This window comes from Viridibacillus sp. FSL H8-0110 (genome assembly GCF_038003565.1).
Lineage (GTDB): Bacteria > Bacillota > Bacilli > Bacillales_A > Planococcaceae > Viridibacillus > Viridibacillus arenosi.
Genome location: NZ_JBBOPJ010000001.1, coordinates 151226 through 167543, shown reverse-complemented (window position 1 = coordinate 167543; position 16318 = coordinate 151226). Strand labels below are relative to the sequence as shown.

Below are 16318 nucleotides of genomic sequence, written 5' to 3'. Positions count from 1 at the left end.
CATATTAATACTTAAGATGACATGACCATACCACCGTTCACATGAATACATTGCCCTGTGATATAAGCTCCTTCATCTGCAGCTAATAAAACATATGCTCCCGCAAGATCGGCTGGTTGACCAGGACGACTCAGTGGAGTGTCTATGCCGAATTCTGCAACTCTCTCCTCATCAAATGATGCTGGAATAAGAGGCGTCCAAATGGGTCCTGGGGCTACCATATTTACACGAATCGATTTGTTGGCGAGATTCTGCGCTAAACTACGAGTAAAACCAACAATGGCACCTTTTGTAGCTGTATAATCCATGAGCGTTGGATTGCCTACGTAAGGATTAACCGAAGCCGTATTAATAATAGAATTCCCCTGTTTTAAGTGTGGTACTGCAAACTTACTCATATAAAATACGGAGTAAATATTGGAGCGAAACGTTTTGTCCCATTGTTCTGCAGTTATATCCTCAATATTTTCAGCAGTATATTGTATTGCTGCATTATTAACGAGAATATCAAGTTGCCCAAATTCACTTACAGTTGTATCAACCAGTTCTTTACACTTTTCTTCATCTGTAACATCTCCAGGAAGTAAGAGACAGCGAACACCTTCTGCTTCTACTAGTTTCTTTGTATCCTTTGCATCACTATCTTCATCAAAGTAATTAATGGCTACATGTGCCCCTTCTTTTGCATAGGCAATAGCAATTGCACGCCCAATTCCGCTATCTCCCCCCGTTATTAAAGCAATGCGGTCTTTTAATTTACCACTTCCAATATAATTAGTCGGTTGTACTGGTAGAGGGTTCATTTGTGATTCTATTCCCGGTTGCTTCTGCTGTGTTTGCCCCGGTTGCCCATCTGTTTGGCTTTCATAAATATTCAATGAAATCTCCTCCTTAATTTTTTAATATACTATTTCTCTACCCTAGGAACTTACCTGTTAAACGAGGTACCCTAAGAGTTCAATCGGATATCAATAAACTTTATGGAGGCGAATTTTTTTACATTACAAATGAAAATTCTCTTTCAAAAAAAGAAATCCCATATAAAACACTTAATGTTTTATATGGAATATTAGAAAATTTATTATTTTATTTAAAGTACTTTAGTGTAATATACAATTAACTTTATTAAAAATCGTATTCTGCATCTTTTGCTTTACGAATTTCCGCGTATGCATCTACAAGCTGTACTGTGTCATCTACTAAACGCTCTATACGAAAAAGTACATCATCATTCACAATTTCTTTTCTATGAAAATCTTTTTCCTCTATAAATACATATGTTTGGACGATATGTGCTTTCATATACGCTAATATTGGTTTTAACTGCTGCTCCAACATTAAGTAATGCTTTGCAGTGCCCGCTGTTACAAGCATACTTACCACTTTATCTCGGAAAGCATTAACTGGTAGTAAGTCAAAAATGTTTTTTAATGTAGCTGGGATAGACGCTTGGAATGTCGGTGTACCAATAATAATTGTATCTGCCGCCATTATTGTTTCCGTTACATATTTTGTATCTCCTTCGTAGTCCCAATAATTTCGCCCATCACTAAAGACCATTTCATATTCAGCAAGATCTACTAATGTTACTTCTGCATCCGGATATTTTTCTCTTGCTATTTTAAGTGTATAGTCCATAGCTGTTCTTGTTTTTGACCCTACATTGGAGCCTGCGATGCCTACAATTTTCATCATATACACTCCTTATTTTTTCGCTGTATATTTCTTAACGGCAGGTAATATTTCCGTTGCAATAAGTTCAATGTTCTTCGCAATTTTATCGAATGGTACGCCACCAAAATCTATTTGTGCCATAAAACGCTGTTGCCCAAACAATTCATATTGATAGAGCATTTTTTCAATAATTTGTTGTGGGCTACCAATCATTAATGCGTCACGATAATCAGTCGATTGCGCAAATTGTTGTTTTGGATAGCCACCACCACGTAAAGCAAGCATGCCTGAATTAGCGTGTGGATAGTACTCACGAAGTGCATCCTGAGTAGTTTCGGCTGTGTAGAAAAGACTTGTTGTCGCAATTGGTAACGCCGCAGGATCAAAGCCACTGCGCTCTGCTGCTTCTCGATATGCATCAACAGAAACTTTAAAATTTTTAGCAGGACCACCAAGTGTTGTCAGCATCATCGGTACACCAGCATACCCAGCTTTAATTGCACTAGCAGGTGGTCCACCTACTGCACGCCAAATCGGCATATGTCCACCCTCGGGTTGAGGTAAAATGGAAGCACTTTTTAGCGGTGCACGGAACTGTCCTTCCCACGTTACTTTATCCTCATTGTTTAACTTCAATAGAAGCTCCATTTTTTCTTCAAATAATTCTTCGTAATCGCGTACATCATATCCAAGTAAACTATATGCTCCAACACGTGAACCACGACCAGCAACAATTTCTGCTCGACCTTTAGAAATTAAATCTAGTGTGGCAAAATCTTCATATACACGTACAGGATCAGAAGTACTTAATACCGTTGCAGAACTAGCAATTTTAATGTTTTTTGTTGCTTGAGCAATCGCACCTAAAATAACCGTATGTGCTTGTGTGGTAAAATACTGTTGATGACTTTCACCAACTGCAAATACATCAAGTCCCGCTTCATCAGCTAATTTACTTGCTTCAATCAATTCATGAATACGCTGTTCAGCACTTATCAAAGTACCTGTATGAGGGTTCATTAAATGATCCCCAATCGAATATAAACCAAATTCAATCCCTTTATCTTTATCAATACGATATTGTTCCATTTTCATTCGCTCCTTTTAATCAAGTGGCACTAACTTTGCTTCTATTTCTGAACGTTTTTCTTCTAAAAAAGGTGGTAAATCTAATTTTCCTCCGAGCTCTTCTACCGTCGAATCTGCAGTGAAACCAGGACCATCTGTCGCAATTTCAATTAAAATCCCATTTGATTCGCGGAAGTATAAGCTTTGGAAATAGAAACGATTTACAATCCCTGTTGAGTGGAAGCCTCGTTCTTTTATGACTTCATCCCAATAGCGCAACTCATTTTCGTCCTTTGCACGTATCGCTAGATGATGAATACTCCCTCGCCCTGGTTTTTCACTTGGTCCTTCCTGTTGTTTAATAACAATCTCTCCAAATGACTGTCCTGCCTTAGATTGAAATATTGCTTCTTTTTCAGAACGCGATACTTCCACGTAACTAAACATATCCTTTAAAGTTTTCGCTAAACGTTCTAAGTACCGTACCGTTATTTCTACTGTACCCATCCCTAAAATTCGATGCTTTGGCTCGACGATAGAATCTTGCCATTCTGACCATTTTTCAGGAACTTCTTCGCCATCATTATTGATTAGAATCATTCGTAAGCCTTCAAAGTCTTCGAAATGTAACGCATCTCTGCCGACATAACTTGTAATTTCTCCATGCTTTACATCCAATAGCTCAAAGCGTCTTTGCCAATACTCAAGACTTTCAAATGAAGGTACAAGTAAACCAATTTGTGTGATTGCATTTGTACCGCGGACTGTTCTTCCTGCAATAGGCATTTCAAAGAACGATAACTCTGTTCCAGCACTACCTGTTAAATCTCCATAAAAAAGATGATACATGCTGGGGTCATCCTGATTAACTGTTTTCTTCACTCTACGTAGCCCTAATACTTTTTGATAAAATTGATTATTTAATTGAGCATTTTTTGTAATCATCGAAATATGATGATGTCCAGAAATTGTATGCAAAGTTGTTCCTCCTCTTAACTTGACTAGTCAAATGATGATGTAAAAAAAAATTACTCAGGCGGTAATTCTCTTTTTTGACTATATTTATGAACACGAGTCATTAATTCATATAGAGTTTTTTGTTCTTCTTCGTTTAGTACATCATCAAAAAATGAAGTTTGAAATGCTAGTTGCTCTGGCATTGCTTGATCTAAAATAGCTTCTGCTTTCGCAGTCAGGTTAATTGTTTTCGTTTTCCAATCTTGTTTACGTACAATGTAATTTTCTTTTTCAAGGCGTGCTAGCATACGCGAAATACCACCTTGCGTAACTGTTACCTTCTCAGCTAATTCACTTTGTGTAAGGGGCTGATATATACGAATTTGCATTAGTACATCAAATTGAGCAGTTGTTAAATCAAAACGTTTTAAAAAGTCATTCGACAATTGATTACTTTGATTCGTAAAACGCATTAAACGCAGCCAGATTAATGACCCCATTGTATTATTACGCATATGTTTTCCTCCGAATCGTTGTTCTTGTTATCACTTTACTACGCAAGTGATAAAACATCAAGTAATTGAACTTATCATTTGATTGACTTTAGTTGTTAAAAAAGGAGAGAATTTTTTATTCCCTCCTCTTACTGCTATCATTTCTTTTATTTACGTAAAGGTTTTAATGCGCCACTCCAAGCAATGACTTGATCTAGCATATCGTTAACAGATGCCGCTTGAACGCCGGCTGGTTTGAAAACACTACCGTTCTCAAAATCAGTAAATAATGATAATGCAGGATGTACACGAACATCTGCAACTAATAATTCTCCAAGAATTCCACGTAAATGTTCAGCTGCACGCGCACCGCCTACTGAACCATAACTTACGATACCTGCAGCTTTGTTATTCCACTCAGCACGTAGTAAATCCAATGCATTTTTTAATGCTCCCGTAATACTGTGATTGTATTCTTGAACAATGAATACGAATCCATCACAGCCATTAATTTTCTCCGACCAACCGCTAATTCCTTGAGTATCACCATTTGGATCTCCTAAAAACGGTAATTTAAAATCTGCGATATCAATGATTTCATAGTCTGCATCCCCACGTTGATCAGCAAGACCCTTCACCCATTCCCCTACTTGCGGACTTACTCGACCTTCACGTGTACTTCCTAAAACAATACCTATTTTCAACATTTTGTTTCCTCCTAAATCTTCTTCTGTATTTTTAGTAGCTTTTCCAAACAACTTATCAATAAAACCCAATTCTTTCACCTCATAAAATAATACTTGCCTTTCTTTTACTCTTTAATAAACTCTTTTGTGCTTCTTACTGTATCAATTGGACGAACTAATTTTTCGATTTGCTCACGTTTTGGTTCTAAAAATGGAGGTAAAGATAACTTTTCTCCAAGTGTTTCATAAGGTTCATCACCCATAAAGCCAGGACCATCCGTTGCAAACTCAAATAAAATTCCTTGTGCAACTCTTACATACAATGACTCAAAGAAATGACGATTAACGTAACCTGACGTATTAAATCCGAAACCTTCCATACGCTGGATCCACTCTTCTAAAACAGAACGGTCTTCTACGCGGAATGCCGTGTGATGAACTGATCCATAGCCTTGTTGTGCTTGAGGGAGAATTGTATTGTACTCCACGACAACTTGTGCACCGTTACCTCCCTCGCCAACTTCAAACAAGTGGAATGGCCCTTCTTGAGCAATTTCTTTAAATGCTAGTGCTTTTTCCATCATTTCTTTAAAGTAATCAAAGTTTGCAATGCGGATAAAGATCGGTCCTAATCCTGTTATTGCATATTCTAAAGGAACAGGCCCATCTTGCCATGGTGTACCACTAGCTACTCCTTTATTGTTTTCATCAGAAATTAGTTGGTAGCGCTGATCATCAAAATCTACAAAAGAAAGAGTCTTTTTACCAAATTGTTCAATAATACCAGTATGTGCTACTTTTAATCGATCAAAACGTTCTACCCAATAATTTAATGCTGTATCACTTGGAACACGGAATGATGTTTTTGAAATTTCGTTTGTACCATGTACCCCTTTAGGGATGCCAGGGAAATCAAAGAAAGTCATATCCGTTCCTGCACTCCCTTTATCATCTGCAAAAAATAAATGATACGTTTGAATATCATCTTGGTTAACTGTTTTTTTCACTAAACGCATTCCTAAAACATATGTGAAAAATTCGTAGTTTTTTTCTGCACTACTTGTTATAGCTGTTACATGGTGAATTCCCTTTAAATGGTTCATATTATATTCCTCCATAATTATATTTAGTTTATCTACTAAATATATCTCGATTTCGAGATATATGGTTAAAAAAATTTATATATCCTTTGCGTGAATGCCAACTCTCTTCAGAAGATCAATGAAAATTTCTAATTCCTGATCGGATAATTCTTCAAAGATTGCATTGACTTTCTTCTCATGCTTAGGAAACGTGTTATCCATAAATACTTTTCCTAATTCCGTAATCGTTGCATAAGTTACTCGACGATCATCAGGACAAGCTCTTCGATGTACTAACTCTTTTTTCTCTAATTTATCTACAACATAAGTAATACTACTACTTGCAATTAAAATTTTCTTACCAATATGTTGTATAGGCTGTTCACCCTTATGATATAGCAATTCCAAGACTGCAAATTCGGTTTGATTTAAACCATACTGTTGCATGTCTTTTCTCACAACATCTTGAACAGATTGTGATGCTCGAAGTAATACTGTCAGTGCTTTGAGATTATTATTTATTTGCATCATATTTTTCTCCTTTCGAAGAATATAATTATCTCGAATTCATTTATCTTGAATTTAAGATAAATTTAACAGAGATTTTTTACGTTGTCAACAGATTGAATTATAGATTATTACCATGAACTAAACTTTATTAACAATTACTTAAACTAAAGATTGTCGATTTTTACTTTCTCATTTTTTCAAAAAGAAAAAGCCTGTTTTGAATAGAATCATCAAAACAAGCTCTAATTACTTGTTATCCTTTAAATTACTTCCTTACAGTAATACTTAACGGGCATCAGGGAATACTCTTTTTACCGTATCCGAAAATTCTTTAAAAATCCCTTCAACCGGCTCATTTGCTCTGATTTTTTCCCCATATTCATTCATTTGTTTAACAAAATCAGGATTTAGGGACACATATACATTTTTGAAATCAGCATTCGCTGCTCTTGCTTGATCTGCAATCTTATCCTCAAGCGTTTTATCTCCATTAACGCCCTCTTTCAGCGTAACCGCTACATAAGCATTTTTATTCGTTACAATAACATTTGCTTTTTCTACTTCCTCCATTTTAGCAATTTTGTCTGCAACGTCATCTGCCAATTCTAGTTTATGTTCATCATTAGTCGGTGTTTTTTCTGTTGTTGTTTCCTCGTCCTTAACTGTTTCATTTGCGCCATTCGTCGTTTCATCTTTAACTGTTTCATTTGTGGCCGTTTCATTTGAATTTCTATTCGTTCCACATGCAGCTAAAGAACCCATAAGTAGTACCACCATAGATAGTTGTAAAATTTTACTCAATTAAAATCCTCCCTTTTATAAGTTAGTGAGGTTAGGTTGCACTATTTTTAATTGTTTATTCCTTACTTTAACAAACATACGGAAAATTAATTTTGCAAAATTGCTCTGTACAAACATTTGCTAAAATAAATCACTCTATTCCATTTATCCAGAGAACCTATAATTTTTTTTAACAATTAATAAAAAAATTCGATACTATTTGAAAATTGCACTTATTATTATAAAAATTAAATCGATATAGATATAAGTAAAAGAAAAAATATACTCGGAGATGAAACATGAAAAAGGCCAAAATAACACTTACAAGAAAATTAATAATACTATGTACGCTTCTATTGATTATTCCTACATCAATCATTGGAATCAGTACATACTCTACTTCAAAAAAGGAACTAACAGCTTCTGGTAAAGAGGAACTACAGCAAAGTACACATATGGTTATTGCTATGATTGCTCTATTAAATCAAGAAGTTGAGGCGGGAAATCTGACACTAGAAGAAGCTCAAGAAAAATTAAAAGTTGAATTATTCGGGAAAAAGGACGCCGACAATATACGACCAATTAAAGAAGAATATACTATTAGAGGTACCGGTTTTGTTTATGCCGTCGACGAAAATGCTGTTAACGTGATGGATCCTAGAAATGAAGGAACAGAACTCATAAATACAGAAACAGAAGACGGTGTATTCATAGGAAAAGAACTTTTAAAAGCAGGAGAAAAAGGTGGTTATTTTACTTACAAATGGATGAATGCAAAAACCAATAAAATTGAAGGAAATATAGCTTACGCTCAGAAAGAACCTAATTGGGGATGGACAGTTGCTGCCAAATCATTTGAAAGGGAATTTAATGACGGTGCCTCAAAAGTAGCGATCACAATTGGCATTATTGGAGGTTTATCTGTAATCCTAGGAATTATCGCTGCCTACTTTTTCTCTAGAAGATTAACGAAGCCAGTTATTCAAATTAGTCACGAACTAAACCGAGCAGCCTCTGGTGATTTTTCTGGGAACGATGTGGAAGTAACTACAAATGATGAAATTGGTCTACTGACGAATGATTTTAATACCATGAAATCCACCATGAAAGAACTTCTCACCCAAATCAGTCAATCAACAGAACATGTGGCATCATCATCAGAACAGTTAACAGCTATCGCAGATGAAACACGCAAAGCAACAGAAGAAATAACAAATTCAATTCAGCTTATCGCGAACGGATCAGAAGAAAGTACTAATAGTCTACTAGAGAGTTCACAATCTCTGGAAGAAGTAACTGTAGCCATTCAAAATCTAGCTGAAAATGCTGCAGATATTTCTGAGGCAGGCACAATGATTATGACTCAAGCACAACAAGGTAATCTTTACGTTGAACAAACTGTACAACAAATTAACTCAATCAATCAGAAAGTGAATGCAAGTGGCGAAGTGCTACAATTACTTGATTCAAGTTCAAATGAAATTGGTGAAATTTCTAAGGTAATTACTGATATTGCCGATCAAACAAATTTACTTGCGTTAAATGCTGCAATTGAAGCCGCACGTGCAGGCGAACATGGCAAAGGATTCGCCGTTGTTGCAGAGGAAGTTCGCAAACTTGCAGAACAATCTCAAAGATCTTCTCAGCAAATTTCAAATTTAATAAAAGATATTCAGCAAAACATGTCTCGGTCAACAGAATCCATTAACCATGTTAAAGTTGAAGTACAAGATGGACTAAATATTGTCAGCAAAACTGATACAAGCTTTAAAGAAATCGTCGGTGAGCTAGAAAATATGAAAGAAAAAGTAACTGATATGGCTGCTACTGTAGAGGAAATGTCCGCTAGTGCTCAAGAAGTTGCAGCTACCGTCGTCAATAATTCACATGCTACAAAAGAAGCTTCTGAGCATTCTCAAAGAGTAGCTGCAACAACGGAAGAACAATTAGCAGCGATGCAAGAAGTCTCTTCTTCTACAAAATCGTTGTCAAACCTTGCAGTTGAATTGCAGGACTTGGTTAACAAATTTAAAATGTAAGATCGATGATAATTGCAAATCTAAAGGCGACATTTTGTTCAATATGAAGAAATGTCGCCTTTAATTATGTTCTATTTTTATTTAGTTAAATATCTCATTAACCACTCTGCTGGTCCCCTTGAGTATTTTCGTTTCCAAAGTCCGCTAAATAAAATACATAAAAAATAAAATACAATACAAAAGCTGTAAATAAAGAATAGTGATTGATGCTCAGCTCGACCAATCCATTCTAAAAAACTTACACCAATCAGAATATGTGCGATGTAGTGTGTTAACGTCATTTGCCCAGAGGCAATGATTGATGTAACAAGTTTACTTTTTGAAAATCGCTCAGTGATATATAAGGAGATGATCAAAATGATAAAGGCTGAGCCACTTGTAGAGATAATATAAAGAATACTTGGCAATATAGGACCTGTATTAAATAAAAACTCCGCTACTTCGGTTGTTAAAATGGAGGCAGTTTGTGCAATCAATATCTTCGACAGAGCTTCTGAGAACACAAGAATTATCACGCCTACGATTAATAATTTGCGACGTATACGATTACTTTGCAGATCAAAACTGCCAATGACAAATCCAACTAATATAAAGGCAAACCATGGGAAGATTGGATGATAACCATTAAAGAATAGATTACGCAAAAATCCATTAATCGTCCAAAAATCCATATAATCCATGTACAATGCATAAGGATTCCACCCTACAAACACATCAAATGTTAACTGTAAAATTTGTGCAATCGTAACAACTGCGAGCACAATGTATAAGAGTATTTTTTGTTGGAAACTAATTAAGAATGCGATGAAAAATAAATAGACACCGTAATAATGGAGAATATCACCTGTCCACCCTACTAAATACAATCCCAAACCTACTATAAATAAAAATAATGCTCGTTTCCAAATGACGATTCGCATGTCCCCAATCAATTGATCATTGTTTCCTTCTCTTGCCTTACGAGTCATTAGCGCGATACCGATACCCGCCAGCAATACAAAAAGTGCCGACGCTCGCCCTTCAAAAAGTGCAGTCAAATGAACTAACCAATCAGGTCCATTCGTCCCTGCTCCAGTAATAACAGTAAAATTCACAATGAACATACCGAACATTGCTAAAGAACGAGCGAAATCGAGGCCTGTAATACGCCTTATAGTTTTACTCACATAACCCATCTCCTAAATGGTGATATCAACATCTTTCTCATAACTATTAAGAAACTAAAATACTTTTTTTACCTATCGTTAGGTAAATTATAATTGAACGATGTCCATTTTTCAACATAAAGTCTTAAGAAAAAAAAAATTCTAAATGCTATCAACTTCTGACAGCATTTAGGATTCTTACGGATATATAGATTGTTACGATTTTGAATTTAAATATTTAAAAATGAATTTCGTATATGTTAACACTTCCAATACGTACAAGCGTTCCCTTTCTTAATCATACTAAAAATTAACACTCATTTTACAACACTAATCACAAAACCATCATACCCTTTAGATCCTACTGTTTGAAGGGCAGTAGACTCGATTCTAGGTTCGCTTTCTAGTAAGCTTATAAATTTGCGTATACCTTGTACTCGTTCATCTTTACTTGTCTCGTTTATTACCTCTCCATCGCGTACTACATTATCTGCAATAATAATCGCCCCTGGCATAGCCAATTCTAATGCCCATTTTAAGTAATGAGGATTATTGGGTTTATCTGCATCTATGAAGATTAAGTCAAATGGGGCTATTACTCTTTCTTTTATGTTTGGCAATGTTTCAAGTGCTTTGCCCACAATTACTTCTACTTTATCCTGACACCCTGCTTGTCTGATATTCCGTTCCGCTATTTTTGCATGTTCTTCCTCTGCCTCTAGTGTGTATACTTTTCCTTTTTCAGGTAGAGCACGTGCCAGCCATATAGTGCTGTATCCACCGAGTGTACCAATTTCTAATACGTTCTTTGCCCCTTTAATCTTAGCTAATAGATACAATAACTTTCCTTGAGTTGGAGCGACATCAATTTCAGGTAAGCCCGCTTCTTTATTTACATGTAAAACGCGTTCCAGAGTTGAATCAAATGGTATTAGTTTATCAATAAAATACTCATCTACTTCATTCCAAATTAAATCATTCTCCATAATTTTTACCCCATTTCCTCCCATATTTTCATGCTTACAGGTTTAGTGTATGTTAAAATAAACCATAAAAAAAATATATTATTTTTACTAATCTATAAATTTTATTTATGAGTTGGAGGAGAATATGAATATACACGGACTAAGGTTGTTTCACCAAGTTGCCCAGACTGGCAGTTTCACTAAAGCAGCGGAATTATTGCGAATCAGTCAACCAGCCGTTTCTAGCCAGATCAAAAAATTCGAACATGAAATAGGCGCTCCTTTATTTAAGCAACAAGGGAGAGGTGTAATTTTAACGGAATTTGGAGAGGAGTTAGCTGAAAAAGCTAAGAATTTTTTTGCGTTTGAAGGACATATCGAATCGTTTATTGAAGACCACCTTCTCGCCAAAACGGGGACAATTCATATTGCGGCTACCTATCTACCCGCTAATTTCTTAATTCCTAAATGGGCAGCTACTTTTAAATCTGCAAATGAAGATATCAATTTAGTCATTACCACAACAAATACGAAAGAAGCCTTTGAGCAATTAAAACAATATAAAGCTGATGTTGCTATTTATGGTGGTAGAATTTCAGAAAGGCCAGAGGAAGTTGAATGGGAAGAATTATTTGAAGATGAGCTTTGGTTTGTTGTTTCACCTCAACATCCATATGCAAATCAGAGCATTTCTTTAGCTGAAATGGTTAAGGAACCCTTTATTATGCGTGAAGAAGGTAGCTCAATGAGAGACCACCTTTTTGCGTTATGTCATACCTACCAAGTGAAGCCACCAAAAGTTGCTTTGCAATTTAACGGATTAAATGAAACTATTCGTTCAGTAATGGCTGGTTACGGTGCAAATTTTATTTCATCTCTTGTTGTACGTGATTATGTAGAAAATAATCAATTAGCTAGGGTGTACGTCCAAGGTATCCATGTGACACATAAAATTGCTATATGTACGAGAAAAAGTGAGAAACAAAGCGCACTCGTAACAAAATTTATAGAGACATGTAAAAAAATGCTTTAATAATATTTCAGATAGAACACTTTCACTCAAAGCGGTACTCTAATATGATTGCGAATTGTTCAGCACTACCAGTTTGGAAATTCACTTCACCTTTGAAACCATTTAAATCTCCAGTACCTGAACCTATCACAACATTGCGTTTTGATGTAAGTACACCATTTTCAAATTTACCGACATGTTCTAATACAAAAGTTCCTGAGCGATCACCTAAACTTCCTGTGAACTGTTCATAACCATAAACGGTAGCAGAACCATCAGCTTTTCAAATGTAGAAATACATAGATCCACCTCATCAAGAGAAGTTTGAGCAAAGCTTACTTCAATTTGGAAATAATAACGCCTGTTTAGATGTCATTTTTGAAAATCTTTATCCCCGTTACTTATAACGGAATGAATTCCTTCTATAAAAGTATTGATGAGAACTAAAAAGCTTTTATCAATATCAAGTGGCATTCCGAAGCCACCCATTTGTTCAATTGATGTAAATCCATGTAAAATACTTCGCAACCCTCTAACCATATGAATCGCCGTTTCATCGTTCAAGTTGTAGGCTTGTAACACTTGAACAACTAGCTGTACTACTGACTCCTGGACACGCTGTAATTCTTTATCGTTAGCATCCACGAAACGATTGCTAGCTTCATACAGCCCAGGGTGAGTTCTGACAAATTGAATATATGACTCACTTACTGCACGTACTGCATCATCACCTGCTTTTCCGACTGCTGCTTGCAGCATATATTCATGTAGTTTTTCAACTCCATGAATGGCTAACTTCTGCTTCAATCCATTTAATCCTTCAAAATGATTATACAAAGAAGGTGGCCGTACCCCCAATTTCTCTGCTAACGAGCCTAGTGAAAGTTGGTCTACCCCATTCTCGTCAACTAGTTCTGTTGTTTTCTCTAAAATAATTGATAAATCTAATTTCATACGTCGAGTCATTTCAATATCACTTCCTATTTAGTTTATTAAAATTTCATTTCTGCTTCAGCTATTGCTTGCTCCATTTTAGTTCTTGGTTGCTCCAGCATATTACCATGCCCAACAGCAAGTAGACTAGGTTTATAACCAATTAATTTCTTTGCACTTTCAAGAGCTATATGTTTATCCCATGTAGCTAAAGCTGGGAAAGGAAATAAAGGATTCATTAAACCTGACACTACTACTTTGCCTCTAGTAATGAGGGCATCACCTGCAATTAGACTACGATTACGTGTATCAAAAAGAGTTATGGAACCTGGTGTATGTCCTGGAGTGGCGATCACTTCTAATGAACCTATACGATCTCCATTCTCTAATAATAAATCCGGTTTGGTTTTAATGTTCTTTGGAACCCCACCACGAATTGGTGTGTTTTTTTCATTGGGTAACAAGGTGGAGTTTCCATCCAATAATAGGGCATCCCTAGAAGAAATGCTTACTTGAGCATTAGGCAACAATTCTTTTAGCGCATCTAGTGCACCTATATGATCATTATGTGCATGGGTAAGTACAATTCTTGTAATCGGTTTTCCTATACTCTTGGCAGCATCTATTATTCCCTTTGTGCTGAAAGGTAGTGCAGCATCAATCAATGTAAGTTCATTTTCCTCCTCCACTAAATAGCAATTAACCGGAAAAATCCTTGGCATAAAAGACAACTGAAATACCGTACCAATTTTCGTAATTCTCATCATTTATCAAACTCCTTCTTCAAAAACTAACTTTATTATCATAATAACTAATGTGATTAGTTTTCGCAATATTATAATTTATGTTTTGAATATAAAAATTATTAGGCATAAATAAAAATAAATCCACTTCAAAATTAATCGAAATGGATTCTTACTTTTGTACAATTATCAAGTTATTTAATCAATGGAAACCTCAATTGTTTTCATTTTATATTTCTCGCTACCTTTTGCTTCCCCTAAACTCAAAATCATGGTCGGTTCAATGTAAAGTTTTGTAGCCCTTTTATCAATGACTCCTATTGATTGACTCCATTCAGTAGTTACACCATTATCCATACTTGAACCTCCATTATCTACAACGTGATATACATTGCCGACATCATCACGAATAGCAAGAGCAGGACTTGCCAAATGCCATTTTTTTAATAATCTCGATTCAGTGATTTGTTTCATCTTAATAATCGTTGAAACATCTGTTTTGCGAATCTCATTTATAATTAATGTCATGCCTGCATCTGTTATAGATTGATTTACTAACTGAATTTCATCTTGGACTTTCTCTAGTTCAAAATTAAACTTCCAATCTCCATTAACCGTTTCATCCGTTGTATCATTTGTAAAACTTTTAGGAGACCACTGCACTTGAACTTTTTCTAGGTCTTTTTTGAATGTTGGCGTTACACGTGCTAAACCTACATATTTCGTTGGACTAATTTGTTGAAGCGAATCTCCTCCACCAATTGCAACACTACCTTCAACGTCTATGAACTGTCCAACTCTTGGATTTACTCCTAAATCATGTTCTGTTTCTAATGCGTAAGTAATTGTAATTGTATTACCGTCATATACAGCGTTTTCAATCATCATTGTAATGCCATTACTTATTTCTAATTGCTCAATATCCGTTGCGTAGTCTGAATATTGTTCATAAAACTTATCATTGTCAGAAGTAAAATAATTGACGATACCTTTTATAAATGGGAATTGTGATGCTACACTCGGTATCGCAAAACTAACTGTAGTTGCACTTCCAACTAATATCATTAACGCTACCGCTGCAATACGCCAAACTGGACGTTTAATTTTAGGTATTTTTTTATTAATAATACGCTGCTTCATACGAGCCTTTTCAATATCCGTTACATCCATTGGTTCAATATCTTCCACATTTAAATTTGCCCACTTTTTATATTGATCTGTCATGTCCATCGCTCCTCCAAACTCTTTGTTAAGGAATACGCTAGCTTTCTCTTCCCACGGTATAAGCGGTTATCTACTGCTGCTTTTGATATAAAAAGAGCGTCTGCAATTTCGCCGTTCGCCATCTCTAGGAAATACTTCATTGTGAATATATCTCTGTCTACTGGTTCCAATTTACTTAGCTCAAACAGCAATTCATTTCTCTCTTCACGCTGCAAAACCTGATCTTGGATTAAATTTCTTGAAGTAAGATTAGCTGTCCCATCAAGCACCTGCTCTCTCGCTTGTCGCCTCTCTAATACTCGGTATTGGTCAATGGCTTTATACTTTGCAATCATGCCAATCCATTTTTTGAATTCGATTGCATCACCCTTAAATTGCATCGTATTTTGCCATACTGATAAAAAAACATCGCTCACACACTCTTCGACTAAATCCACTTTTCCAAGGGGGTGTAAAATTTTATAAACAATTGCTTTTATAAGAGGCATATAAGTATCGATAACATATTCAAGTGCAGCTTCATCTTGCCTCTTTAATCGTTTAACGAAATTTTTCTCTGAAACTCTCATGGCATGATCTCCTTTTGAATTGAAAAAGCTTTTTCAATATATACAACGAACTCCACTTATCGATATTCTCATATTTTTTTAAAAAAATTAAGAAATCATTTATTACAATCACGAAAACATACAAAATACCCCATCTTAAACCCACTATACTCTAAACACTAAAAAAGCATCCATTTCGAAATGGATGCTTGATTTATAAAACATTAACTATAATCTACAATATATTTATTGAGGGGCCTTTGTCTGAAGCAATTTCAAACCCATCCCGATAAATATTATGCCTGTAATCTTGTTCAAATATATTCCCATTCTTTCGCCATCTCTAATTTTCCGGGAAATAAATGCGGAAAAATAAGTAATAAATATACACCATACAAAACTAGTGATTGTAAATGTGAGTCCTAAAATGATAAATGGTATAGGACCAGCTGGCTAAT

The 16318-nt window shown here is 35.5% G+C and carries 17 protein-coding genes and 2 pseudogenes; 2 read left to right on the top strand and 17 right to left on the bottom strand.

Annotation, left to right across the window (positions count from 1 at the left end; all coding sequences use genetic code 11):
- Positions 1-11 precede the first annotated feature (11 nt).
- The 9 genes from MHH98_RS00880 to MHH98_RS00840 all read right to left on the bottom strand — a co-directional run bounded on the left by MHH98_RS00880 (position 12) and on the right by MHH98_RS00840 (position 7272).
- Complete coding sequence (locus tag MHH98_RS00880) at positions 12-878, bottom strand: SDR family oxidoreductase (RefSeq protein WP_340710478.1); 867 nt, start codon at positions 876-878, stop codon at positions 12-14.
- Positions 879-1125: 247 nt separating this feature from the next.
- Positions 1126-1692 (bottom strand): NADPH-dependent FMN reductase, encoded by a 567-nt coding sequence (locus MHH98_RS00875; protein ID WP_076034727.1) that lies wholly within the window; start codon positions 1690-1692, stop codon positions 1126-1128.
- 12 nt (positions 1693-1704) lie between these two features.
- Entirely contained in the window at positions 1705-2763 is a 1059-nt protein-coding gene (locus tag MHH98_RS00870; protein ID WP_038186475.1) for an LLM class flavin-dependent oxidoreductase, read from the bottom strand.
- A 15-nt stretch (positions 2764-2778) separates the two neighbouring features.
- A complete protein-coding gene (locus MHH98_RS00865; protein ID WP_340712172.1) occupies positions 2779-3720 on the bottom strand; it encodes a ring-cleaving dioxygenase in 942 nt (313 codons plus the stop codon).
- Between the two features lie 50 nt (positions 3721-3770).
- Positions 3771-4214, bottom strand: a complete 444-nt coding sequence (locus tag MHH98_RS00860) for a MarR family winged helix-turn-helix transcriptional regulator (RefSeq protein ID WP_038186480.1) — start codon at positions 4212-4214, stop codon at positions 3771-3773.
- Positions 4215-4360: 146 nt separating this feature from the next.
- Positions 4361-4900 (bottom strand): NADPH-dependent FMN reductase, encoded by a 540-nt coding sequence (locus MHH98_RS00855; protein ID WP_210402642.1) that lies wholly within the window; start codon positions 4898-4900, stop codon positions 4361-4363.
- Positions 4901-5004: 104 nt separating this feature from the next.
- Complete coding sequence (locus tag MHH98_RS00850; protein WP_076034724.1) at positions 5005-5982, bottom strand: ring-cleaving dioxygenase; 978 nt, start codon at positions 5980-5982, stop codon at positions 5005-5007.
- Between the two features lie 75 nt (positions 5983-6057).
- On the bottom strand, positions 6058-6492 hold the full coding sequence (locus tag MHH98_RS00845) for a MarR family winged helix-turn-helix transcriptional regulator (protein WP_076065565.1): 435 nt from the start codon (positions 6490-6492) through the stop codon (positions 6058-6060).
- A gap of 264 nt (positions 6493-6756) precedes the next feature.
- Positions 6757-7272, bottom strand: a complete 516-nt coding sequence (locus tag MHH98_RS00840) for a YhcN/YlaJ family sporulation lipoprotein (RefSeq protein WP_076034723.1) — start codon at positions 7270-7272, stop codon at positions 6757-6759.
- 278 nt (positions 7273-7550) lie between these two features.
- On the opposite strand from MHH98_RS00840, the gene MHH98_RS00835 reads away from it, so the two are divergent.
- Positions 7551-9290 carry a methyl-accepting chemotaxis protein gene (locus tag MHH98_RS00835; RefSeq protein ID WP_076034722.1) on the top strand — a complete coding sequence of 580 codons (1740 nt, stop codon included), beginning with the start codon at positions 7551-7553 and terminating at the stop codon, positions 9288-9290.
- A gap of 77 nt (positions 9291-9367) precedes the next feature.
- Here MHH98_RS00835 and MHH98_RS00830 read toward each other — a convergent pair whose 3' ends face one another.
- A complete protein-coding gene (locus MHH98_RS00830; protein ID WP_076034721.1) occupies positions 9368-10465 on the bottom strand; it encodes a DUF418 domain-containing protein in 1098 nt (365 codons plus the stop codon).
- Between the two features lie 287 nt (positions 10466-10752).
- Positions 10753-11421 (bottom strand): O-methyltransferase, encoded by a 669-nt coding sequence (locus MHH98_RS00825; RefSeq protein ID WP_076034720.1) that lies wholly within the window; start codon positions 11419-11421, stop codon positions 10753-10755.
- A 124-nt stretch (positions 11422-11545) separates the two neighbouring features.
- Here MHH98_RS00825 and MHH98_RS00820 point away from each other — a divergent pair, with 124 nt between their 5' ends.
- A complete protein-coding gene (locus tag MHH98_RS00820) occupies positions 11546-12433 on the top strand; it encodes a LysR family transcriptional regulator (protein ID WP_076034719.1) in 888 nt (295 codons plus the stop codon).
- A gap of 22 nt (positions 12434-12455) precedes the next feature.
- Here MHH98_RS00820 and MHH98_RS22040 read toward each other — a convergent pair.
- The 6 genes and pseudogenes from MHH98_RS22040 to MHH98_RS00790 form a co-directional block, all read right to left on the bottom strand.
- A pseudogene (locus tag MHH98_RS22040) lies at positions 12456-12632 on the bottom strand (DUF3224 domain-containing protein); the annotation flags it as partial.
- A gap of 152 nt (positions 12633-12784) precedes the next feature.
- Positions 12785-13378: a TetR/AcrR family transcriptional regulator gene (locus tag MHH98_RS00810; protein WP_038186503.1), complete on the bottom strand. Its 594-nt coding sequence runs from the start codon at positions 13376-13378 to the stop codon at positions 12785-12787.
- A 26-nt stretch (positions 13379-13404) separates the two neighbouring features.
- Entirely contained in the window at positions 13405-14109 is a 705-nt protein-coding gene (locus MHH98_RS00805) for an MBL fold metallo-hydrolase (RefSeq protein WP_038186617.1), read from the bottom strand.
- Between the two features lie 177 nt (positions 14110-14286).
- Entirely contained in the window at positions 14287-15312 is a 1026-nt protein-coding gene (locus tag MHH98_RS00800; protein ID WP_076034718.1) for a DUF4179 domain-containing protein, read from the bottom strand.
- The gene (locus MHH98_RS00795) at positions 15309-15881 is read right to left on the bottom strand and encodes a sigma-70 family RNA polymerase sigma factor (RefSeq protein ID WP_076065564.1); all 573 of its coding nucleotides are present in this window, start codon (positions 15879-15881) and stop codon (positions 15309-15311) included. The genes MHH98_RS00800 and MHH98_RS00795 overlap by 4 nt, the downstream gene beginning before the upstream one ends.
- Before the next feature lie 225 nt (positions 15882-16106).
- Positions 16107-16310, bottom strand: a pseudogene (locus tag MHH98_RS00790) (LysE family transporter); the annotation flags it as partial.
- Positions 16311-16318 lie beyond the last annotated feature (8 nt).